Raw genomic sequence first — 22,776 nt, 5'->3', positions numbered from 1 at the left:
CCCCCCCCCCCCCCCCCCCCCCCCCCCCCCCCCCCCCCCCCCCCCCCCCCCCCCCCCCCCCCCCCCCCCCCCTTTTCAACCACCCCCCCCCCACCGACACCAACACATGTCGTGGTTCGTCGGCAGCGTCAGATGTGTATAAGAGACAGGTTCTGTACTGTCCTCTTCCACCAAACACTTTGGCAGAAGATGATGCAGGAGCATCCTGAGCACTAGCAAGAGTTGTTACTCCCAATAATGCTACTAAAGAGGCCGCAACACCTTTCTTTAAAGTAGAATAATTCATAATTTTTCTTTTTTAAGGTTAAACAAATATTAATTGTATAATTTTTTGCAATACAAAATTAAACAAATTTTTATAATCTCAAAACACCATGCAAACTCCGTTCCAAACTTCTTAAAATGTTTGTATTTTATTACATTTGGACGAAGCACCCCAATTCAAATCAGTAATTGTATGAAGTATCACCAAATAAACAACTCATTGTTCGTCGAAAACAGAAAAAATTTCCGTAAACTGCTGAAAAACAATTCAATAGCTATATTTCAGTCGAATAACGAATTTCCCAGAAGCGGCGACCAAAATTTTCAATTTAAGCAAAACGCCGATCTTTTTTACCTTTCTGGTATTGATCAGGAACAATCCATTTTATTGATTTATCCCGACTGTCCTAATCCTCAATACAGAGAAGTCCTGTTTTTAAGACAGACAAATGACCACATTAAGGTTTGGGAAGGCCATAAATATACCAAAGACCAAGCAAGTCAGACTTCTGGCATCACCGCCATTTACTGGTTGGCCGATTTCGAAAACATCCTGCACAGCATTATCAACTATGCCGACCATGTTTACCTGAACCTTAACGAAAACGACCGTTACCTGCACACCGTGAGCTACCGCGACATCAGGTTTATCGAACAGCTTCGCCAAAACTATCCACTTCATCAGTTTGAACGCGCCGCGCCTTTGTTGCGCCAACTTCGGGCCATCAAATCGCCCATAGAAGTAGAGTTGACCCAAAAAGCCTGCGATATTACCCGCGATGCCTTTTTAAGGGTGCTCCAATTTGTAAAGCCAGGCGTAACGGAATATGAAATTGAAGCCGAAATTATCCATGAGTTTATCAGGCAACGCGCCACTGGACATGCCTATTCGCCCATCATTGCAGCCGGACAAAACGCCAACATCCTGCATTATACCGACAATAACCAAACCTGTAAAGACGGCGAACTGATTTTAATGGATTTTGGCGCCGAATACGGCAACTATAATGCCGACCTTACCCGTACCATTCCGGTAAACGGCCGTTTCACCACCCGCCAGAAAGAGGTATATAATGCCGTATTGCATGTGATGCACGAAGCCAAAAAACTGATGATTGCCGGCGCAGTATGGAATACCTATCACGAACAGGTTGGCGAAATCATGACCGAACAGCTGCTGAAGCTCAAACTCATTACTGCCGCAGAGGTTAAAAACCAAAACCCGGCTTATCCGGCCTACAAAAAATATTTCATGCACGGCACTTCCCATCACCTGGGCATTGATGTGCACGACTTTGCGGGCAGATATACGCCCTTTGCCGTGGGCAATATCCTCACTTGCGAACCGGGCATCTATATCCCGGAAGAAGGTTTTGGCGTAAGGCTAGAAAACGATATCCTGATTACCGAAGGCGGCAACATTGACCTGATGGCCAATATTCCGATTGCGGTCGAAGAAATCGAGGCGCTTATGAATGCTTAGGCCAAGCTTCGGCAAATTGGTAAATATTAAAATCTGATCTTAGCAAAGCTTCGTCAACTGCCTGACGGAGCTTTGTTTTATCGATATCCAGCATCCGGCGATGCTGGATCAGCTGAAAAGCTTTTTCGGCCATTAGAAAATTACGGCGCTCGTTGTTGATTTTGTCTGTTTTGGCAATCCACTTGCACAAGCTGGCCAGGCCTTCGTTTTTGTCGGCCACCGTTTTAAAAACCGGAATATCCTGGTGCTGCTGGCTTACGAGCTTCTTCAATTTGTTGGCAAACATATCGGCTCCCTCTCTATCGGCCTTATTAACCACAAAGCCCTGCGCAATTTCCATCAATCCAGATTTGATGTGTTGTATTTCGTCGCCCGATTCGGGTACGAGCACCACCAGCGTTTTATCGGCAAGGCCAGCAATTTCCACTTCCGATTGGCCAACGCCTACGGTTTCCACCAAAATCAGGTCGAAGTTAGCCGACCGCATCACATCTACCATCTCCAGCGTTTTGACAGAGATGCCACCCAAGGCGCCACGGGTGGCGATAGAGCGGATAAACACATTGGGGTTATTGAACTGTTGCACCATCCTGATCCGATCGCCCAGCAACGAGCCAAAATTAAATGGCGAGGTAGGATCTACGGCCAAAATGGCTACCTTTTTGCCTTGACCTGCAAAATGTGCCGTTATGGCATTAACTAATGTGCTCTTGCCCGCGCCCGGAGGGCCGGTAATGCCCAAAACCGGAACTTCGTTTTTAACCCGAATGGCCTTGAGCAAGGCTAAAGATGGCTCAATATTGTTCTCTACCAGGGTTAAGGCCCTGGCCAATATCCTGAAATCTCCTTTTTCTATACCTTCCTTAAGCTTCAAATACGAATTCATGGGCTAACTATTCTTTACAAAGAAACATATTTTTATCAATTCTGCCTCGCTATACTTTAGGTTGATGCCTTCCGTTTGTACCATGTAATATTACGGGCTTAAAAAACCAGCCATCTTAAACAAAGAACAAAAAATGTAACTTTGTATCCTTTATATATTTAGATGAAAACCTATTTCAGATTATTATCCTTCGCAAAGCCAATCGAAAAATTTGCGATTCCCTATATCATCGCAACCTTGTTTGCCACTATTTTCAATACCTTGTTGTTTACTTTGCTGGGTCCATTGATGACCGCCTTATTCTTGCCAAAAGGCAAAAGCGGCCTCATCAAAGTGGTAAGCGACAGGTCGGCAATCGACATTGTAGGAAAGTTCAGCGACTATATCCATCAAATAATTACACAGCACGATGGCGTGTACGCCTTGAAACTGATCAGCCTGGCTATTGCGGTTACGGTGTTCTTGTCCAACTTCTTCCGCTATTTTTCGCAGCGTTATATGGAAGACCTGAGGGTGCACACTTTATTAAACTTCAGAAAAGCGGTTTTTGACAACGTGATGAACCTGCATGTCGGCTATTTTAACAACGAACGCAAAGGCGATGTGATTTCTAAGGTAGCTTCAGATGTGCAAGTGGTGCAATTTACCGTAACCAACACGCTACAGGTTGTTTTTAAGGAGCCCTTGCAATTGATATTTTGGGTGGGGGTATTGCTTTCTATCTCGGTTAAGCTCACGCTTTTTTCTTTGTTGGTAATTCCGGTTTCGGGTTTTATCATCAGCAAAATTGTAAAACGCCTAAAGCAGCAGGCTACACAGGCGCACGAATCTTTCGCCAAAATGATCGGCTTTTTAGACGAGGCTTTGAGCGGCATCAAAATTATCAAGGCCTTTAATGCTACCGAAAGAACAAAAGACAAGTTTAACGAAGAAAACAAGTTCTATTCTTTCCTGAACCGTAAAATGGTGCGCAGGCAGCAATTGGCTTCACCGGTTTCGCAAACCTTGGGCGTTTTGGTAGTCGTGTTCATTTTGTTGTATGGCGGCACCATGATATTGAGCGGACAAGGCGAATTGAGCCCGGATAAGTTTGTGGTTTACATTGCCACTTTTTCACAGATTATGCAACCGATTAAGGCATTGACCGATTCGTTCAGCGGCATTCATTCGGGTATATCTGCCGGCGAGAGGGTACTCGACCTCATCGATACCAAACCCGAGCTTACCAATAAGCCCGATGCCAAAACCCTGGGTCAATTTAGCGATGCCATTGTGCTGGAAAACGTATCGTTCAGCTACGGCGAAAAACAGGTGCTCAACCACATCAACCTGAGCATCGACAAAGGAAAAACCCTGGCCTTGGTGGGTCCTTCGGGTGGGGGGAAAAGCACGCTGATGGATTTGATCCCTCGTTTTCATGACCCTAAATCAGGGGTAATCAAAATAGACGGCCACCCCTACCAAGACCTGACCGTAGAAAGCATCAGGGCGCAAATGGGTACGGTTAACCAAGAATCGTTTTTGTTTAACGACACCATATTCAACAACATCGCCTTTGGCAAACCCAACGCTACCGAAGAGGAAGTGATGGCCGCCGCCAAAATTGCCAATGCGCACGAATTCATTTTAAATACGGATCAGGGCTATCAATCGACCGTTGGCGACAGGGGCAACAGGCTTTCTGGGGGCCAAAGGCAACGCATCTGCATTGCCAGGGCCGTATTGGCCAACCCGCCGATCATGCTGCTGGACGAAGCGACTTCTGCGCTCGATACCGAATCGGAAAAGCTGGTTCAGGAGGCCTTGAACAACCTGATGCAGAACAGAACCTCGATTGTTATTGCGCACCGTTTAAGCACCATCCAACAGGCCGATAAAATTGTGGTGATAGACAAGGGGCAGATTGCCGAAAGCGGCACCCACCAGGAACTGATGGCCCACAACGGCTTGTACAAGCGATTGATCGATATGCAAACCTTTAACGATTAACGGCCGATGCAGCTGGTCTCTATTGCCTTGTGCACCTATAACGGCGAAAAATACCTGGCCGAACAGCTCGACACGCTGGTTGGACAAGATTATCCAAACCTGGAGGTTGTGGTGCTCGATGATGGCTCTAAAGACAACACCATGGATATTTTAAGGGCTTACGAGGCTCGCTATCCATTTTTTAAGGTTTACCAAAACGAACAAAACCTAGGCTACATCAGGAATTTTGAAAAGGCTATTTCGCTTTGCCAAGGAGAATTGATTGCCCTGGCCGACCAAGACGATATTTGGGAGCTGCACAAAATCAGCTTCATGGCCGCCGAAATCAAAGACAATTTGTTGCTATACCACAACTCCGGATTTATTACCGAAGCTGGCGAAAGCATGGGTCGCAAAATGAGCGATATCAGGAATTTTTATGCCGGCAACGATTCGCGGGTATTCTTGATGGAAAATTGCGTTTCGGGACACGCCATGTTGTTTAAGAAAGAACTAGTCGCCTTTTTCAGCGCTTTCGACACCAACAGTTTCCACGACTGGTGGATTGTTTATATGGCGGCCTGCAACGGCAACGTTGGCTTTGTAAACGATTGCTTGGTCAAATACCGCCAACACACCCAAGCCAACACCAATATACTAAGGCTAGACAGGGGACAGGCTAAAAAGCGGAACGCCTTGTTGCAGATCGAGAAAGAATATAAGCGCATACAGGTTTTTGAAGCCTATGCGCACAATAATTTCCAATCATTTAAAAGCAGGCTGCTCAAGCTAACCGAACGGCGAATGAATGCCTATTTTTCGTTTGCATTATTCTTTTTCATGTACAGGCATCAAGACAAGCTCCTGTTTATCCAAAAGAAATCGAAGCTGAGCAAGTTTAATTTCTTGCTCAAATATGCCTGGGGCTATAAACTCAAACAGTTGTTGGCTTAAATATTGGCCAAAAGCTGTTCGAATTTGGGCAGCTGTTGCTCGACCGTATAAACCGCAGCCGCCTCTTTAAGCAACTGTGCGCTATGGCTTGGGGTTTGCCTAAAGGCTTCCATTGCCTTGATCATATCGGCCACGTTAAAGCTATCCACAACCAAGCCCATACCTTCTTTTACAAAAGTTTTGGCAATGCCGGTATCGAAGCATACAATCGGTTTGCCCAAACTGGCCGCTTCGAGCATGGCCAGCGACAAACATTCTTCTCTCGAAAGCGACAAATAGGCATTGGCCAAGGCAAAATAATTGTAATAATCTGCGGCAATGGCTCCGGTAAAAATAAGGTTTTGGCAATTCTGCTTCGCCACCACTGTTTTCACGTAATAATCCAGTCCGTTGTGCAAATCGCCACCCACCCAGATTATTTTTACTGGCTGTTTCTTAAAATGTTCGGCAATGGCCAATACCATATCCAGGCCTTTCATGTAGGCCATAGATCCCGAAATAAGCCAAACGAAATCGGTTTCGGCTAAGCCTTGTTGTTGCCTAAGCGCGGCTACCCTTTGCGCATCGGGCTTGATTTTTTGTGCATCGATAAAACTGTTCTGCAACAGTACTTTGGGATGGCCCAAGGCTTTCAGTTTTTCGCATACCAAAGGCGAACAACCAACCAGTGCATCCGAATGCTCAACAATGTCTTTAAAAGCGCCCGATTTGATGAAGCCATAGGCATACATAAACTCGTGGAAATGAGTAGCCATTTTAACCCCAACGGCTTTGGCGGCCGGTGGCGCCTGCGGAATAAGAATGGTGTTGGCATACCATAAATCGGCTTTGAATCGTTTTTGGATCTGTTTAAGCTGATAAGCGATGGGTTCTGCACCAAACAACTTAAGCAATCCCCTAAAAGCTTTGTGATACCATTTGCCTACCCTATAGGCGGCGCTTTTGCCAATCTTTTCCGGAAGCTGGCGATAGAGCTCGCCCTTGCGCAACGAGAACACATAAAGCTCAAATCGATGGGGATCCAAATTATTGATGAGGTACCACAACAGCATTTCCGATCCGGTACGGTCTAAACTTGGTGTAATCAATAGCACTTTTTTCTTCATTGGGCAAGCTCTATTTGGAGTTGAATATCTTTTTAACGGCTTTTCGAATTTTCAAAAAGTACTTTATTTTTCTCATTTCCTTTTGCAACTGCCCCAATTCCTCATAATCGGCAATAAACAAGGGAAAGGTTTCGGCCAATACTTTAGACCGCTCAACTTGAATAGCCTGCTGATTTTCGGGCTTCGAACTAATGCCCTCAAAATTATAAGCCGAAACAATTAGGCCGATGTGCCGATAGCTGCAGTTATGTCTGGCCACGGCCAGCATAAAAAACTTCCAATCGGAAGCTATTTTCAGTTCCTCATCATAAAGGCCTACCGTGTCGAACAATTCCCTCCTGATGAAAGTACTCGGATGTGGCAAGGTAGAATCATAAAAAAAACGAAAAGTCAATTTGTCAGGCAGATTCCAAGTCCATGCTTTTACCTCATCAAAGAACTTCAAATCGCCATATACCAAATCGGCTGGCAGGCCCTGCGCCACCACTTCTTCAATAATCCGGGGACCAATCAGTTTGTCGCCACTGTTTAAAAAAAGCAGGTAATCGCCTGTGGCCAACTTAATGCCTTTGTTCATGGCGTTATAAATGCCGGCATCTTTTTCGCTAAGGGCATGTGCCAGGCTCGGCCTAAAGGATTCTAAAACCTCAACGCCCCCATCGGTAGATGCACCATCAACCACAATATATTCTATGGCATCGTAGCTTTGCTCCATTACCGATTTAATGGTCTCCCTTAGTCCATCGGCATTGTTGTAATTAACGGTAATAATGGATATTTTGGGTTTGTTTGTCGTCATTTTTCTATCTTTAGCCCATAGGCACGCGCACCAAAAATAGACTATAAAAACCAAAAAAAGGAATGATTAAGATTTTGTTCGATCACGAGATATTCAGCGAACAGCGCTATGGTGGCATTTCGAGGTATTTTGCCAACCTGGCCAGCGAGATGAACAAAGACCAATCGCTCCGCGTAAAAATTGCGGTGCTCTATGTAAAAAACTATTACATCAGAAACGTAAGGCAGCCGTTCAATACGATATTGGGCAGGTGGTACCTCCGAAAAACCCACAAGCGCTATTATTGGAACAAAAAATACAGCAAATCGCTGCTTAAAAAAGGCGATTACGATATTTTTCACGCCACTTATTACGATACCTATTCGCTGGCCTACAACCGCAGGCCTATGGTGGTTACCGTGCACGACATGATTTATGAAAACAGTCCGGAAATGTTTGCCGATGCCGCCGAGGTGATCTCGAAAAAGAAGCAGATGATGGATGCAGCCGGAGCGATTATTGCCATTTCCAACTACACGCTGAACGAGATTTTGCGTATTTACCCCCAATATGCCAACAAAACCAGCGTGGTGTACCATGGTCTGCCCCATGAAGAACCAACCAGCCAAGCCAACATCAGTACACCCGAACGATTTATACTTTTTGTAGGTGGCCGGAGCCATTATAAAAACTTTGCCCCCATGGCTAAGGCATTGGCTCCGTTATTGCATCAAAACAAAGACCTTAGGCTGCTTTGTACGGGGGGCGGAGCATTTACGGCCGAGGAAAAAGAGCTTTTGGAAAAGCTGCAACTTGGCAAGCAATGCCAACAGCTGGATGCTACCGACGAAGAACTTAAACTGCTTTACCAACGTGCGTTGGTATTTGTTTACCCATCGTCGCAGGAGGGATTTGGCCTACCCATGCTCGAGGCTTTCAGAAACCATTGCCCCATTGCCTGCAGCCATGCTTCGTGCCTGCCCGAAATTGGTGGCGATGCAGTTGCCTACTTCGACCCGACAAAAGCAAATACGATATTGACCACGGTAGAAAAAATAATCAAGGAGACTCTTTATGCCAATGAATTAAGGGCAAAAGGACAAGAAAGGCTTACACATTTTACCATGCAGCGCTGTATAGAAAATACCGTGAAGGTTTATAAAGCATTGCTGAAAAAAAGCTAAGGCTAGTTATAAAACTCCATTTCTTTTTGGATGCAGGCTTGGGCCAAATCTTCGTCATCTTGATGGAAAAGACAAACATCGTAGTATAAATAGGCACCTTCTTTTTTGTTGATGTAGGCATAAAGCTGTGCAATGAGCGCCCTGTTGTCAATAGCGGTCGATATCACAAACTTGCCATAATTATCGTAATATAGCGCCGTTTTGTAGCCTAAGTTGGCAAAGTCTTCGAAAATGGCCAGTCCGTCTTCGTTTTGCTCTTTCAGAAAAACTGAATCATATTCAAAAAACAAGACAGGCTTGTCTCTTTTAATGGTTTCAAAAGACCCTCGCAGTACTTTAAAGTCAAAACCATCGGTATCCGTTTTCAGCAGCTTGATGTTTTCAATTTGGTTCTGCTTCACCAAATCATCGAGTTTAACGATAGCCATTTTCTGGGTGCCTGAACCTACGTTCAATTTGGCCGTACCCTTGGTATTGTCTACCTCGATGGTTTGCTCCATGCTCTCCTCGCCCAAAAATGTTTCATAGGCTTTTACATTGGTAAACAAGGGGAGGTTTTTTTCTAGAAAGGCCACAAAAACCGGATCTCCTTCTATCAGGTGCACAAACTGCTGTACGTTTTCCGTACGCAGCAGGGCTACGGTATCGCCAATATTGGCGCCCACATCTATAATCTGGTAGCTTGGGTACTTGCTTTCGATGTATTTAGCGATGCGCGAAAAATTTCTCGAGTAATATTTGAACTGCTCCAGGTGCAGTTGGATACGGTGCTCATGATCGGCCAGCAGGCTGTAATTACCTACCTTAACCATTTTTTCTGCCGCGTGTTTCTTAGCTTTTTTTAGTCCGAGAATTGTTCTTAAGCCCATAGTATAGATTAACTAACGCCCAATAGTCCACTTCAGTTTTGTTTTGTTAAGGAGAGCAACCAGGCCAAAAGTAAGCGAATATACTATAATAAATCTTAGCAGCGATAGCGCAACCATCAAAAATATAGACATGTCTTTAGGCTCGGGGAAGTGGAAAGGCCTTAGGATTTCGGGCAGCACATTAAACACAATGATGTAGTGGATCAGGTAGATACCGAAAGTGGTTTCTCTGGGCTTAAAGTATTTGGTAAAGCCAAAATCCCTGATTTTTAACAAAATCAATATGCATACCAGCGAATAAAGGATATTGCTAAAGCGCAGGGTATTGTAAGGGTCTATATTGTGCTGCTGATAAAGGTTAATCGTTTCATAAACAGACAGGGCAAATGTGAGCACAAAAAGAATGGCCCATATCCAGTTTGGAATGCTGTTGATCCAGTTGGCAACTGCCGTCCAATGCTGATTGAGCTGCGCACCCAGCCACAAGAAAAACACAAAGCCAAAAATGGCCATGGTATGCATGGGCGGAAACCAGCTGAAATAGATATTAACGCTATAAATTAAAGTAAACAGCAGCAGGATAGCGCCAAGCCAGAGCGAATAAAGGTGCTTTCTAAACAGCAAGAGCACACCGATGCAGATCAGAAAATTAATGATAAACCAGTAGTTGGAATAAAAATATACCGTAATGAAAGATTCGGAAATGGTTTGGCCCAAATCAAAGCCAGGATCATTGTGCCTGATAAAGTAGAATTTATAAGTCATGGCAAACACAAATACCAGCGACCAGATGATCCAGGGGATAAAGGTGTTGGAAAGCCTGCGCTTAAAATACTCGAGCGGCGTGTACTTGGTAAAATTGCTTCCGATCAGAAAACCGGCCAGGATGAAAAAGGAAATGGTGCCCAGTTTGGCCAGCTGTACCAGACACATATATACGATATTTTGGGTATCAACACTCGGAAAAATATAAATCCCTACGTGGGTGGCATGCTCAAATACAATGCACATCATAGAGAGGCAACGAATGGAATCTATAAAATCAAAATTCTTCTTGGCAGGCTGCGAAATAAGGTTGTCTGACATTAACTAATTTAGATGATGGACTTAAATTAAAAAGGAGCGACAAAAATCGCTCCTTTATTTATTAAATCTGTAGAATTGTTACAGTTTGCGTTTTACTTCTACTTGTTCGTAGGCTTCAACGATATCGCCCACTTCAATGTTGTTGAAGTTTTGGATATTCAGACCGCACTCGTAACCTTTAGATACTTCTTTCACATCGTCTTTGAAACGTTTTAGCGAAGCCAGCTCTCCGGTATAGATAACTACACCATCGCGAACCACGCGGATTTTGCTGTTTCTCGAAATCTTGCCGTCCAACACCATACAGCCGGCAATGGTGCCCACTTTGGTGATTTTGAAGGTTTCTCTGATTTCCACATTGGCCACAATCTTCTCTTCGAATTCTGGGGCCAACATACCCTCCATCGCCGCTTTGATTTCGTTGATGGCATCGTAGATGATCGAGTACAAGCGGATATCGATCTGCTCTTGCTCGGCCAACTTACGTGCGCCTGGCGAAGGACGTACCTGGAAACCAACGATGATCGCATCTGAAGCCGAAGCCAGCAATACGTCTGATTCTGAAATCTGACCCACCGCTTTGCTGATGATGTTGATCTGGATTTCTTCGGTAGAAAGTTTCAATAACGAATCTGCCAAAGCCTCAATCGAACCATCCACGTCGCCTTTAACGATCAAGTTCAGTTCTTTAAAGTTACCGATAGCCAAACGACGACCGATCTCATCTAAAGTGATATGTTTTTGCGTACGCAAGCCTTGCTCACGCATCAATTGTAAACGTTTGTTGGCAATTTCCCTGGCTTCAACTTCGCTTTCCAACGCGTTGAAACGATCGCCGGCTGTTGGTGCGCCTTGCATACCCAATACCTGTACCGGTACTGATGGGCCCGCTTCGGCTACTTTTTGGCCCCGCTCGTTAAACAAGGCTTTTACCTTACCGCTATAGCTACCAGCCAAGATCGGATCTCCCACTTTGAGGGTACCGCCTTGTACCAAAACGGTAGTTACAATACCACGGCCTTTGTCTAAAGTAGCCTCGATTACGGTACCAGTAGCGCGTTTGTTAGGATTGGCTTTCAACTCTAGCAACTCGGCTTCTAGCAACACTTTATCTAACAGCAAATCGACGTTTAAGCCGCTTTTGCTTGAAATTTCCTGCGATTGGAATTTACCGCCCCACTCTTCAACCAAGATGTTCATGGTAGAAAGCTGCTCCTTGATTCGGTCGGTGTTGGCACCTGGCTTATCAATTTTGGTGAAGGCAAATACCAAAGGTACGCCTGCGGCCTGGGCATGGTTAATGGCCTCTTTGGTTTGAGGCATCACCGCATCATCCGCCGCGATTACAATAATGGCAATATCGGCTACTTTGGCACCACGGGCACGCATGGCGGTAAACGCTTCGTGACCCGGTGTATCTAAGAAAGTTACTTGTTTGCCCGAGTTAGTGGTTACTTTGTAGGCACCAATGTGCTGCGTAATACCACCAGCCTCGCCAGCTACCACATTTGCCTTACGGATATAATCGAGCAAGGAAGTTTTACCGTGGTCAACGTGGCCCATAATGGTTACTACTGGTACGCGCGACACTAAATCTTCTGGTGCATCTTCTTCTTCAATTACCCGATCCTCTTCTTCGTCTGGTTTTACAAACTGGATTTCGTAGCCAAATTCATCGGCCACAATGGTCAGGGTCTCCGCGTCTAAACGCTGATTGATCGACACGAACATGCCCAAGCTCATACAAGTACCAATAATTTTGGTAACCGGTACATCCATCATATTGGCCAACTCGTTTGCCGTAACAAACTCGGTAACCTTTAACACCCTCGATTGCAACTGTTCTTCTGCTGCCAATTCTTCGGCATTCAAAGCTACATCATCGCGTTTCTGACGACGTAATTTGGCACGTTGGGCAAATTTACCCGACTTACCGGCGCCACTCAAACGGGCTAAGGTTGCCTTAATCTGGTCTTGTATTTCTTTTTCTGTTGGCTCTTCTTTAGGGGTTACCGGACCTCCTGGCTTGTTGCCTCTAAAATTAGAGCGGTTGCCTTGGTGGTTAGAATTGTTCCTAAAGTCTGGCCTGTTGCCACCTGGCGCATTCGGATTGCGGGGTTGTCCCGGTTGTCCTTGGCCTGGCTGGCCTCCTGGCTGACCAGGAGCATTTGGATTACCGCCAACGGTTTTCTTGCGTTTGCGCTTGCGTTTAGCCGCTTCGCTATCAGCAGATGAGGCTACAGGCTGGTTTCTGCGGTCAGGTGTTACCGGCAATTCGATTTTGCCAATAATATTTGGCCCCGACAATTTAACCGAGCGTGCTTTGATAACTTCGTCTTCTGGTGCAACTGGCTTAGCTGCCGGCTGAACCGGAGGCTGTACCTCAACTTTCGGCGCTGCTTTTGGAGCCTCTACTGGTTTTTCTTCCTGAACTGGCGCTGGCGTTACCGGTGCTTCGGCTTTAGGCGCCTCAACTGGAGCTTCTTTTTTCTCTTCAACTACAGGAGCAGGCTCTGCGGCCTTAGGTGCACGGTTTTTAGGGTTAAGGTCGTTCAGGTCTATTTTACCTACGATCTTAACGCCTGGCAATGCGCCTTCTTCAACAGGCTCTGCTTTCGGAGCTGGTTCTTCTTTGGGAGCCTCAACAGGCTTCTCTGCTACAGGTTTTTCTGCAGGAGGCGTATAGGAATGAAGGTTTTTGATTAAAACACCTTCGTTTTCAAAATCTTGTTTTTTTCTAGGCGTCTCAGGAGCTCTCTCAGCTGCTTCGGGTTCATCACGACGAATTTTACCTATAACTATCTGATTGGCTTCTTCTTTCACGATTTTGTCCCCCTGAAACTCTTTCAACAAGGTATCATACATATCTTTTGAAAGTTTCGTAGTGGGCTTATTTTCCACAGCAAAGCCCTTCTTACCCAGAAAATCTACGGCTGTAGCAATTCCGATGTTAAGTTCCTTAGCTGCTTTAAATAAAATTATGGGTTTATCGTCTGACATTTATTATCCTATTTTTTTTACTGTTTATATACAAAAGTAACGTTTATTCTTGTCTTATTCAAGCCATAAGCGTTATTCAAATTCCGATTGCAAAATGGCAATCACTTCTTTAATTGTTTCTTCTTCCAAATCGGTACGCTTCACCAGCTCGTCAACAGACAAGGCCAGTACGCTCTTGGCCGTATCTAGGCCGATTGCTTTCAGCTCGTCGATGATCCAGCTGTCGATTTCATCCGAGAATTCTTCGATATCCACATCCTCGTCTTCCTCGCCTGCTTCACGATACACATCGATTTCATAGCCGGTTAATTTACCAGCCAATTTAATGTTGTGTCCGCCACGGCCGATAGCCAACGAAACCTGATCTGGCTTCAAGTAAACCGAAGCATGTTTAGTGGCATCGTCTAACTTGATAGAAGTAATTTTTGCAGGGCTCAACGCACGTTGGATGTACAACGAAATGTTGTTGGTGAAGTTGATAACGTCGATATTTTCGTTTTTAAGCTCTCTCACGATACCGTGGATACGAGAACCTTTCATCCCTACGCAGGCACCTACCGGGTCAATCCTGTCGTCGTACGATTCTACGGCAACCTTGGCACGCTCTCCTGGTTCGCGGACAATCTTTTTAATGGTGATCAAACCATCGAAAATCTCTGGAACCTCGATTTCGAACAAACGTTGCAAGAACTCTGGCGCAATCCTAGAGATGATGATTTTTGGCGTTGCATTAACCATGTCTACTTTAGAAATTACCGCACGTACGGCATCTCCCTTTTTGAAATAGTCGGCCGGAATTTGCTCGGTTTTAGGCATCAATAACTCGTTGCCTTCATCGTCTAATACCAACGTTTCTTTTTTCCAAACTTGGTAAACCTCGCCGGTTACGATCTCGCCAACCCTGTCTTTATATTTTTTGAAGATTTCGTCTTTCTCTAGTTCCAAAACTTTCGATACCAAAGTTTGGCGCGCGGCCAAAATGGCTCGGCGGCCAAAGCTCTCCAAAGTAATCTGCTCGATGTAGTCGTCGCCAACTTCCATATCCGGATCCAGCTGTTTTACTTCGGCAAGCTCGATCTCGAGGTCGTCGTCTTCAGAAAACCCGTCTTCCATTACTCTTCTGGTTCTCCAGATTTCCAAATCCCCGTTATCTGGGTTCACAATTACGTCACAGTTCTCGTCTGTTCCATATTTTTTACGCAACATACTGCGAAATACCTCTTCCAGTACGCTGATTACTGTTGGGCGGTCGATATTTTTGAAGTCTTTGAACTCCTGAAATGAATCGATTAAATTAATATTGCTCATTTTGCTACTTAAATGAAATTAAAACCTTAGTTTCTGTTATATTTTCAAACTCAACCGATGTTTCTACCAGTTGTGCTTTTTTTCCTTTTTCTTTTACTTTCTCTTCAATAACGATGGCATTTTCGCCAACTTCTAAAAGCTTGCCTTCTTTTTTGGTACCATCGGCCAGCTTAATGCCCAGCTCACGACCTATGTTTTTGTGGTATTGGCGCTTGAGCTGGAGCGGTTCGCCAACTCCCGGCGAAGAAACTTCCAAGTTATAGGCTTTTTCGATGGCGTTTTCTTCTTCCAAATGAAAGCCTACATGGCGACTGATGGCGGCACAATCTTGAATGTTTATTCCTTCATCGCCGTCTACATGGATGATCAATTTGTTGTTTGGCAACATCTTCACTTCTACCAAAAACAGCTCAGGCCTGTCTGCAATCTTCTCTTCTACGAGTTCTCTAACCCTGTTTTCTACCTGCATATCCTAAATTCTTGCAAAAGAAAAGAGGGGACACGGTCCCCTCTTCTTCCTTTATTACGACGCAAATGTACGAATTATTTTTTCAAAATGCAACAGTGCGCTGCAAATGAGCTACTAACGCACCAAAATTTGCTGCTGTGGCTTTACCGTGTGGCCCACTTTGGCCCGCACAATAGCTCCGCCACTGGCAAATTGGGTGTTGAGCATGGTTTCGACCAAATAGTTTTTCCCCTTAACAAAGGGATTTGTAGGCTCGAACCACAGGCTATCGCCTTTCATGCGCAGCTTTCCGGGCCAATCGGTTTCCATTCCGGTCGAATCATCTTCGGCCGGCGTTTGCAGCACCGAAACCAGTTGCTGGTAGGCTGTATCTTTTTCGAGATTGGTTTTGAGCTGGAACAATCCCGTTTCGCCGATACCGGAAATGACAATGGCCGTGCTGTCGGCCGAAAAATGGATAGACAAAGGCCGGCTTTCGGTATTGCCACAGCCCAAAAGCACCAGCCCCAAACAAATTGCCACAAAAAATGTAATTTTATTATGCATCTTGCTAAATTAGCTAATTATGAGATTGATTTTAGAAATTTTATTAATGGGCGTTGCCATGATGGCTGGCGCCTACCTGGTACCAGGCGTACATGTTGACGGCTTTGGAAGCGCCATTATTGCCGCGGTATTGATTGCCTTGGCCAATGCCACCATTGGGTTTATTTTAAGAATATTCACCTTTGTACTCAACGTACTAACATTGGGCCTTATCTCTTTCATCATTACCGTATTGATGATCTTGTTGGTTGACCACTTCATGACCGGCTTTAACACCTCCGGCTTCTTATCGGCCGCTATTTTGGCCATCGCCGTTGCCGTGATCAAAATGATCCTCGATTCGATATTTGGAACGGATCAGGATTAGTAGAGCATACAGCGTATTGGGTATTGCGACGAACAAAACGCAAGTCGCTACGCGTCAGGCATTTTTAACACAAAAGCCACAGCTCAACAAACTTAAAGTCTGTTAAGCTGTTTCTTTTCTATTCAAGTATTAATATTTAACTTTTAGTCTAGAATATTACGACTGATCACCATCTTCTGGATTTCACTTGTACCTTCATAAATCTGGGTAATCTTGGCATCGCGCATGAGTCGCTCAACGTGGTATTCTTTTACAAAGCCATAGCCACCATGTATCTGAACGGCCTCCACGGTAACGTCCATGGCCACCTTGCTTGCGTAAAGCTTGGCCATAGAACCCGCCAAGGTATACGACTGTCCTTGGTCTTTTAGCCAAGCCGCTTTATAAACCAGCATACGGGCTGCCTCTATCTGCGTAGCCATGTCGGCCAGTTTAAAGGCGATGGCCTGGTGTTCGGCGATGGGTTTTCCGAACGATTTGCGTTGCTGGGCATAGGCCAAAGCCAACTCATAGGCCCCCGCTGCAATACCCAAGGCTTGCGCAGCAATACCGATACGGCCACCTTCCAAGGTTTTCATGGCAAACTTAAAGCCGAATCCATCTTCGCCGATGCGGTTTTCTTTAAGCACTTTTACGTCGTTGAACATCAACGAATGTGTGTCTGAACCACGAATGCCCAGTTTATTTTCTTTAGGCCCAACTGTAAAGCCAGGTGTTCCTTTCTCTACGATGAAAGCATTGATGCCTTTGTGTTTTAATTCTTTATGGGTTTGGGCAATAACCAAATAAACACCAGCAGTACTGCCATTGGTAATCCAGTTTTTGGTACCGTTTAGCAAATAGTAATCGCCTTTGTCTTCAGCGGTAGTTTGCTGCGAAGTGGCATCGGATCCAGCCTCCGGCTCCGACAAACAAAAGGCGCCGATCATTTGGCCAGAAGCCAAGGGTTTCAGGTATTTTTCTTTTTGGGCTTCGGTGCCATAGCTTTCCAACCCATAGCAAACCAAGGAGTTGTTGACCGAAACCACTACCGAAGCCGAGGCATCGATTTTTGAAAGCTCTTCCATAACCAGTACGTAAGACAAGGCATCCATGCCGCTGCCATTGTACTTTCCGTCAACCATCATTCCCAAAAATCCGAGTTCGCCTAGTTTTTTAACCTGCTCGGTCGGAAATTTCTGATGTTCGTCACGCTCAATTACCCCAGGCTTTAATTCGTTCTGCGCAAAATCGCGAGCGGCCTGTTGTATCATCAATTGTTCTTCACTTAATTCAAAATGCATAATTATGGTCTATAATTGGTTAGATTTTCCAAATTTAGTACTTCTTCTGGAAATTACTATGCTGCCATAGCAATTTTTTATCCGGCAATGCCTTTAAAAGCCAATGCGGGCAGTATATCACAACTTTAATACACCTGAGCCAAAATAGGGCTACGCAATAAGTTTGCCGTTAAGCCAAGATTATTATTTTTGCTAAATGAACCTGAGCCAGCAAATCTTGTTTTTCTTTAGCGCCCTGGGTGTATTCAATGGCTTTATCATTAGCCTTTACCTTTTGTTTTTTAAAAAGCCGAAATCGCCGGCGCTGTTTTTTTTAGGCTTATTGTTGCTGGCGGTATGTTTGAAAATAGGCAAATCCTTTATTTTATATTTCTATCCCCAGCTTCCGGGCATCTATATCGAAATAGGCATTTTGGGAAGCGCTTTTGTTGGACCTTCGCTTTTCTACTTTGTGAGAGCTACCCTGGCGCAAGACACAAAGATGTCTACCAAATCCATTTGGATCTATCTGTTTTGGACATTGGCTATCACGACAGCCAGTATACTTGTTCCTTATGATCAACAGCCCGATTCCTGGAACAAATCTATCGGCACCATTATTTCGGCACAATTGGTGGGCTGCATTTTACTTACGGGTTGGCAGCTCAGGACTGCCTTTCTCAAAATTTTTAGCGCAAAAGAAAAGGTTTCGAGGACAGAAAAGCTGTTGATTGCCGTATACGCTGGCAACATCATCGTTCCCGCAGCCTTTAAACTACCTGTTTTTGATTTCTTTAACGGCCCTTGCATCAGTGGGGCCTTGTTTTTCTCGCTTGTGCTTTACTTGAACATTTTCCTTTTTATGAGCCCGAGGAAAACCGGAAATCCGCTATTGGGCGCAACAGAGCCGGCACGCTACGCCAATAAAAAAATTGCCACAGTGCAGGCGCTGGCCCTGACCGAAAAACTGCAAAAAATTCTTTTGGAAGAACAGCTCTATAAAAATCCAGACCTAAAACTGAACGATTTGGCCAAAAGGATCAATGTTTCAGGCCATCAGCTTTCGCAATTGCTGAACGATAACCTGGGCCAAAGCTTTGCAGCCTATATCAACGAATTTCGCATCAAAGAGGCTTGCGAACTCATTGCCAACGACAGAGGCATCAAGCTCGAAGCTATTGGCTACGAAGTGGGATTCAACTCCAAATCTACTTTTTATACGGCTTTCAAAAAGCATCGGCATACCACGCCAACGCTTTATAAGGAACAACTATCAGCGGCTGTAATAAGCTAAACCGGTACCGTTTTATAATTCCGAACTCCCAAATCTGAGAATCAAAACCTCCTGGCAGTTCCGCTCTTCTAGTTTTGGACCATCACCTCAAATCCAAAAACACGAAGATGAAACCACTATTACTTTGCTGTCTTTTTGCCTGCACCAGCTTATGGCTAAATGCCCAAACCGTTAAGGGCCGATTGATCGATGCGCAAACCAAACAAGGCATCCCCATGGTTAATTTAATTTTGACCAAGCCAAACCAACCCAGCGCCGTTAAATATGCGGCCAGCGACAGCACCGGCTCTTTTGAGCTGCAGGATGTTGAACCTGGAAAATATCTTTTATCGGCTACTTTAATGGGCTACCGGCAAATCCAAAGAGACATCAGCCTGCAGGCGCAAAACCCAAAGATTTTAGAGCTGGGCGATATCTTGATGGTCGAAGACCCCAATCTCCTGAAAGAAGTAACCATTACCGGTGGCACACCCAGTTTGAGCACCCAAAATGGCCAGCTTAAAATTGGAGTAGCCAATAATGCCTTTTTTAAATCGTCGGCTAATTTGCTGGATGTTTTCAGGAAGCTTCCCGGCCTGCAGGTTAACCAAGATGGCACCATGCAAATGGCCAGCAGGGCAACGCCAACCTTATTTGTTGATGGCAGGCCCGTAAACATGAACAACGACGAAATATTGGCTTACCTCAGCAGTTTGTCGCCAGACATGGTCGAATCGATTGAAATGACCAATCAGCCCGCTGCCCGATACGATGGCGAATACCAAGGCATTATTGATGTAAAGCTCAAAAAAAACCAGTCGCTAGGGCTTCGCGGCACCTACAACCTCCGCTTGCAACGCAACAACTACAGCCTGCTCGACAATAACCTTTCGCTGGTATACAAGACCAACCGGTTTATTTACGATATCAAGCTTGGCCATACCAGCGGAAGCACTTTTTACAAATACCACGCCCTGCAGTTTTTGCCCAATACCCATGCCATGATTACCGATACGCGAACCGTAACGGCCAACCAGAATTACAACATACAGGCCAAAGTGGCCTACGAACTGCAAAAAGGACAAAGCCTGGAGGCTTTTGTGCGCACTTACCAACTAGACAGAAAGGCCACTTCGCGCAATTTATTGATTACCCAAACCGCCGATCTGGCCAATACCATCGGGCTTGTGAAGAGCAATAACGATGCCTTGCCCAAGCAACACAACTACGCCGGTGGCCTTAACTACGATGCCCAATTTCGGCGCAGCGAACTGCATGTAATTGCTTCGGTAGCCCAAATAGACAACCGCCAAACAGAAGAGATCCAAAACCGCAATGTGTTTAGCAACCAGCTGATGAACTATTGGAAAACCAATTCGAGCAACAACATCCTGATCAGAACCGCGCAGGCAGATTACACGCAAAACCTAAACCAAGACAGGTTAGACTTTGGCGGTAAATTTGCTTACACCACCACCCAAAACAACCTCCGTTACGATACCTTGGGCAACAGTGTTTTTAACCTGGACCCCAACCGCAGCAACAAATTCAGCTACGGAGAATACATTGTGGCCGCTTACCTCTCGTACAGCGGGCAATGGAATAAATTTAAGTATAGTGCCGGTTTAAGGGCAGAACATACCAGCACCGAGGCCAACTCTATCACTACTGGATTGGTTACCGACCGAAAATACCTGAAATGGTTGCCTAGCGCAAGCCTCACTTACGTCCTCAATCCAACCGAGCAGCTGACGTTGAACTACAGCCGCCGGATGACCAGACCTACTTTTGCTATGCTCAATCCTTTCAGGTTTTATTACAGTCCGAGGCATTATTGGATAGGCAACCCTTACCTGCAACCCTCCACAACCAGTTTGCTTTCTCTATCTTACGGCAGGAAAGCGCTCAACCTATCGCTCAACGTAGGTCGCGAGAACGAGCCCATGGAACGTTACCCCGAATACAACCCCACGACCAACGAACTGATCTTTTTGGGGCGCAACATACCTTATAGGGATTTTGCCAACCTGTTGGCAAGCTTACCCATTACGCTCAACAAATGGTGGCGGATGAACAACAATGTTGGCTTCTACTACAACAAGGAATTAAGGCCTTACTTCGGGCGTACCTATCAAATACCGATATACAGCTACACGCTTAACGGCAGCCAGGTTTTTAGCCTAAAAGATTGGTTATTGGATGTAAGCTACACCTACGAATCGAAAAGCGGCAATGGGCTTTATCTCATGAAACCTGTTTATGCCATTGATTTTGGCCTCCAGAAAACCTGGTTCAGCAGCAGGATCAATACCAAACTAACCCTTTACGACGCCTTCGACAATTTAAAGCGCAGGTTGATTTTTAGGGATCAAACCATTTTCAACAACGATTTCTACCATTATTTTGGCGCACAGCGATTGGTGTTTGCCTTAACCTATAACTTTGGCAGTTCGACCTATAAGGCCAGGGAAAGCAAAAAAACCGAAGAGGAAAACAGGGCTAATTAAGCCCGGGACTATTTAAGCAAGCGATTGTTATCATCAGGAAATACCAGTATAGGCTGGTATTTTTTGGCTTCTTCCATAGGCAAAGAACCGTACGACATGATGATGAGAATATCGCCCACCTGTACTTTTCTGGCAGTTGCCCCGTTCAGGCAAATGGTACCTGTACCACGCTCGCCGCGGATGGCATAGGTTTCGAAACGCTCGCCATTGTTGTTGTTCACAATCTGCACCTTTTCGTTGGCAATGATATTGGCCGCATCCATTAAGTCTTCGTCGATGGTAATGCTGCCTACATAGTTCAATTCTGCCTGTGTTACTTTAACACGGTGTATTTTCGATTTTAAAATCTCGATAATCATGATGCAAAGTTAGGAATAAAGGTTGAGGGTTGAAAAGGTTTAGGGTAAAAGGTAGGTCATATCTTAAAGGTGGAGGGTTGGAAGGTTGAAGGGTGAAAGGCTGGGGTTCTAGTTCTCTCAGTCTTACATCTCATGTCTCACATCTCATATCCCAAGCCTCATATCTTCCCAACCAAACATCTAATCCAACAACATGTTATCAATCAATCGTGTCTCGCCAACTTTGGCTGCCACCAAGGCAATGGCATTCTTGTTGGTTTTGTCGGCAATGGGCAGCAAGGTTTCCTGATCGGCAATGGTAAAATAATCGAGCTCAACATCGGGCGTTGCACTGATCAGCTGCTTGGCGTGGACCAACAATTCTTCCAAGGTCAATTGATGGTAGCCGTCTTTCACAAACTGCAACGCACGGCTCAGCACCAAAGCATGTTGCCTGTCGCTGTCCGAAAGATGGATATTTCTGGAGCTCATGGCCAAACCGTCGTCTTCCCTAATAATGGGGCACGAAACAATCTCGACTGGCAGTTTAAAATACTTTACCATATTTTTGATCATCAGCACCTGCTGAAAATCCTTTTGGCCAAAAAAGGCTAGATCTGGCTGTACCGCATCAAAAAGCTTCTTTACAATTTGGGTTACACCCTGGTAGTGGCCTTTTCTAAACTCGCCCTCCAGCAAAAACTCGGCACTCCCCAAGTCGATATGCCAATTTTCGGGCGTTGGGTAGTGGGGGTACATTTCTTTAACCGTTGGCATAAACACCGCACTGCAACCCGCTTCCTGCAGCATTTTGATATCGTGCGCCAAGGGTCTCGGGTATTTTTCCAAATCCTTGGGATCGGTAAACTGGGTAGGGTTGACAAAGATGCTGCATACCACTATAGACGCCTGCTGCTGCGCAATTTCGATGAGCGACAGGTGGCCTTTATGCAACGCACCCATGGTAGGCACCAGGGCAATTTTGGAGGGAGCATCCTGCATGGGTTGGAGCCAGGCTTTCAATGCGGTTATGGTATGTAGAATTTCCAAGTTGTCGGTTTAATTTTAAGGGTGCTAAGTTGAGCATTTATCCAAAACTTACAAAGCCTATTGCATAAGTTATTGATA

General features: G+C 45.3%; 19 protein-coding genes and 1 pseudogene. 7 read left to right on the top strand and 13 right to left on the bottom strand.

The genetic code is table 11. The annotated features are described in order from the left end of the window. A pseudogene (locus tag JHD69_RS20965) lies at positions 1–286 on the bottom strand (hypothetical protein); the annotation flags it as partial. 171 nt (positions 287–457) lie between these two features. Between JHD69_RS20965 and JHD69_RS10325 the strand changes: the two are divergent. Continuing rightward, a complete protein-coding gene (locus tag JHD69_RS10325; protein WP_199139987.1) occupies positions 458–1,747 on the top strand; it encodes an aminopeptidase P family protein in 1,290 nt (429 codons plus the stop codon). Here the strand turns inward: JHD69_RS10325 and meaB are convergent. Then, positions 1,734–2,633 carry a methylmalonyl Co-A mutase-associated GTPase MeaB gene (gene meaB, locus JHD69_RS10320; RefSeq protein WP_199139985.1) on the bottom strand — a complete coding sequence of 300 codons (900 nt, stop codon included), beginning with the start codon at positions 2,631–2,633 and terminating at the stop codon, positions 1,734–1,736. The genes JHD69_RS10325 and meaB overlap by 14 nt on opposite strands. A gap of 162 nt (positions 2,634–2,795) precedes the next feature. Here meaB and JHD69_RS10315 point away from each other — a divergent pair, with 162 nt between their 5' ends. Next, on the top strand, positions 2,796–4,622 hold the full coding sequence (locus JHD69_RS10315) for an ABC transporter ATP-binding protein (protein WP_199139983.1): 1,827 nt from the start codon (positions 2,796–2,798) through the stop codon (positions 4,620–4,622). A gap of 6 nt (positions 4,623–4,628) precedes the next feature. After that, on the top strand, positions 4,629–5,555 hold the full coding sequence (locus JHD69_RS10310) for a glycosyltransferase family 2 protein (RefSeq protein ID WP_199139981.1): 927 nt from the start codon (positions 4,629–4,631) through the stop codon (positions 5,553–5,555). Here JHD69_RS10310 and JHD69_RS10305 read toward each other — a convergent pair. Both JHD69_RS10305 and JHD69_RS10300 read right to left on the bottom strand, forming a co-directional pair. Beyond that, the gene (locus tag JHD69_RS10305) at positions 5,552–6,661 is read right to left on the bottom strand and encodes a glycosyltransferase family 4 protein (protein WP_199139980.1); all 1,110 of its coding nucleotides are present in this window, start codon (positions 6,659–6,661) and stop codon (positions 5,552–5,554) included. The genes JHD69_RS10310 and JHD69_RS10305 overlap by 4 nt on opposite strands. A gap of 10 nt (positions 6,662–6,671) precedes the next feature. Further along, entirely contained in the window at positions 6,672–7,460 is a 789-nt protein-coding gene (locus JHD69_RS10300; protein ID WP_199139979.1) for a glycosyltransferase family 2 protein, read from the bottom strand. A gap of 62 nt (positions 7,461–7,522) precedes the next feature. Here JHD69_RS10300 and JHD69_RS10295 point away from each other — a divergent pair, with 62 nt between their 5' ends. Continuing rightward, positions 7,523–8,623 carry a glycosyltransferase family 4 protein gene (locus JHD69_RS10295; RefSeq protein WP_199139978.1) on the top strand — a complete coding sequence of 367 codons (1,101 nt, stop codon included), beginning with the start codon at positions 7,523–7,525 and terminating at the stop codon, positions 8,621–8,623. A gap of 2 nt (positions 8,624–8,625) precedes the next feature. Here the strand turns inward: JHD69_RS10295 and JHD69_RS10290 are convergent, their stop codons facing one another. From JHD69_RS10290 to JHD69_RS10265, 6 genes are all read right to left on the bottom strand, one after another. Further along, positions 8,626–9,492 carry an FkbM family methyltransferase gene (locus JHD69_RS10290; protein ID WP_199139977.1) on the bottom strand — a complete coding sequence of 289 codons (867 nt, stop codon included), beginning with the start codon at positions 9,490–9,492 and terminating at the stop codon, positions 8,626–8,628. A gap of 12 nt (positions 9,493–9,504) precedes the next feature. Continuing rightward, positions 9,505–10,578 carry an acyltransferase family protein gene (locus JHD69_RS10285; RefSeq protein ID WP_199139976.1) on the bottom strand — a complete coding sequence of 358 codons (1,074 nt, stop codon included), beginning with the start codon at positions 10,576–10,578 and terminating at the stop codon, positions 9,505–9,507. 78 nt (positions 10,579–10,656) lie between these two features. Continuing rightward, complete coding sequence (infB, locus tag JHD69_RS10280; protein WP_199139974.1) at positions 10,657–13,578, bottom strand: translation initiation factor IF-2; 2,922 nt, start codon at positions 13,576–13,578, stop codon at positions 10,657–10,659. Positions 13,579–13,650: 72 nt separating this feature from the next. Next, positions 13,651–14,886, bottom strand: coding sequence for a transcription termination factor NusA (gene nusA, locus JHD69_RS10275; protein ID WP_199139972.1), 1,236 nt, complete (start codon positions 14,884–14,886; stop codon positions 13,651–13,653). 4 nt (positions 14,887–14,890) lie between these two features. Continuing rightward, positions 14,891–15,355, bottom strand: coding sequence for a ribosome assembly cofactor RimP (gene rimP / locus JHD69_RS10270; protein WP_199139971.1), 465 nt, complete (start codon positions 15,353–15,355; stop codon positions 14,891–14,893). Between the two features lie 114 nt (positions 15,356–15,469). Continuing rightward, on the bottom strand, positions 15,470–15,901 hold the full coding sequence (locus JHD69_RS10265; protein WP_199139969.1) for a hypothetical protein: 432 nt from the start codon (positions 15,899–15,901) through the stop codon (positions 15,470–15,472). A 19-nt stretch (positions 15,902–15,920) separates the two neighbouring features. Between JHD69_RS10265 and JHD69_RS10260 the strand changes: the two genes are divergently transcribed. Then, positions 15,921–16,268, top strand: a complete 348-nt coding sequence (locus JHD69_RS10260) for a phage holin family protein (protein ID WP_199139967.1) — start codon at positions 15,921–15,923, stop codon at positions 16,266–16,268. A 143-nt stretch (positions 16,269–16,411) separates the two neighbouring features. Here the strand turns inward: JHD69_RS10260 and JHD69_RS10255 are convergent, their stop codons facing one another. Then, a complete protein-coding gene (locus JHD69_RS10255; RefSeq protein WP_199139965.1) occupies positions 16,412–17,551 on the bottom strand; it encodes an acyl-CoA dehydrogenase in 1,140 nt (379 codons plus the stop codon). Between the two features lie 196 nt (positions 17,552–17,747). Here JHD69_RS10255 and JHD69_RS10250 point away from each other — a divergent pair, with 196 nt between their 5' ends. Beyond that, complete coding sequence (locus JHD69_RS10250) at positions 17,748–18,824, top strand: helix-turn-helix domain-containing protein (RefSeq protein WP_199139963.1); 1,077 nt, start codon at positions 17,748–17,750, stop codon at positions 18,822–18,824. Between the two features lie 107 nt (positions 18,825–18,931). Beyond that, positions 18,932–21,310, top strand: coding sequence for a TonB-dependent receptor domain-containing protein (locus JHD69_RS10245; protein ID WP_199139961.1), 2,379 nt, complete (start codon positions 18,932–18,934; stop codon positions 21,308–21,310). 8 nt (positions 21,311–21,318) lie between these two features. On the opposite strand, the gene panD is transcribed toward JHD69_RS10245, so the two are convergent. Together panD and panC are read right to left on the bottom strand one after the other, a co-directional pair. Continuing rightward, a complete protein-coding gene (gene panD / locus JHD69_RS10240; protein ID WP_199139959.1) occupies positions 21,319–21,669 on the bottom strand; it encodes an aspartate 1-decarboxylase in 351 nt (116 codons plus the stop codon). 180 nt (positions 21,670–21,849) lie between these two features. Continuing rightward, entirely contained in the window at positions 21,850–22,698 is an 849-nt protein-coding gene (gene panC, locus JHD69_RS10235; RefSeq protein WP_199139957.1) for a pantoate--beta-alanine ligase, read from the bottom strand. Positions 22,699–22,776: the final 78 nt, after the last annotated feature.

Source organism: Pedobacter sp. ASV12, from assembly GCF_016429155.1.
Classification (GTDB): domain Bacteria; phylum Bacteroidota; class Bacteroidia; order Sphingobacteriales; family Sphingobacteriaceae; genus Pedobacter.
Note: the sequence above shows the minus strand (reverse complement) of the source record. Positions and strands in the feature narration are given on the sequence as shown.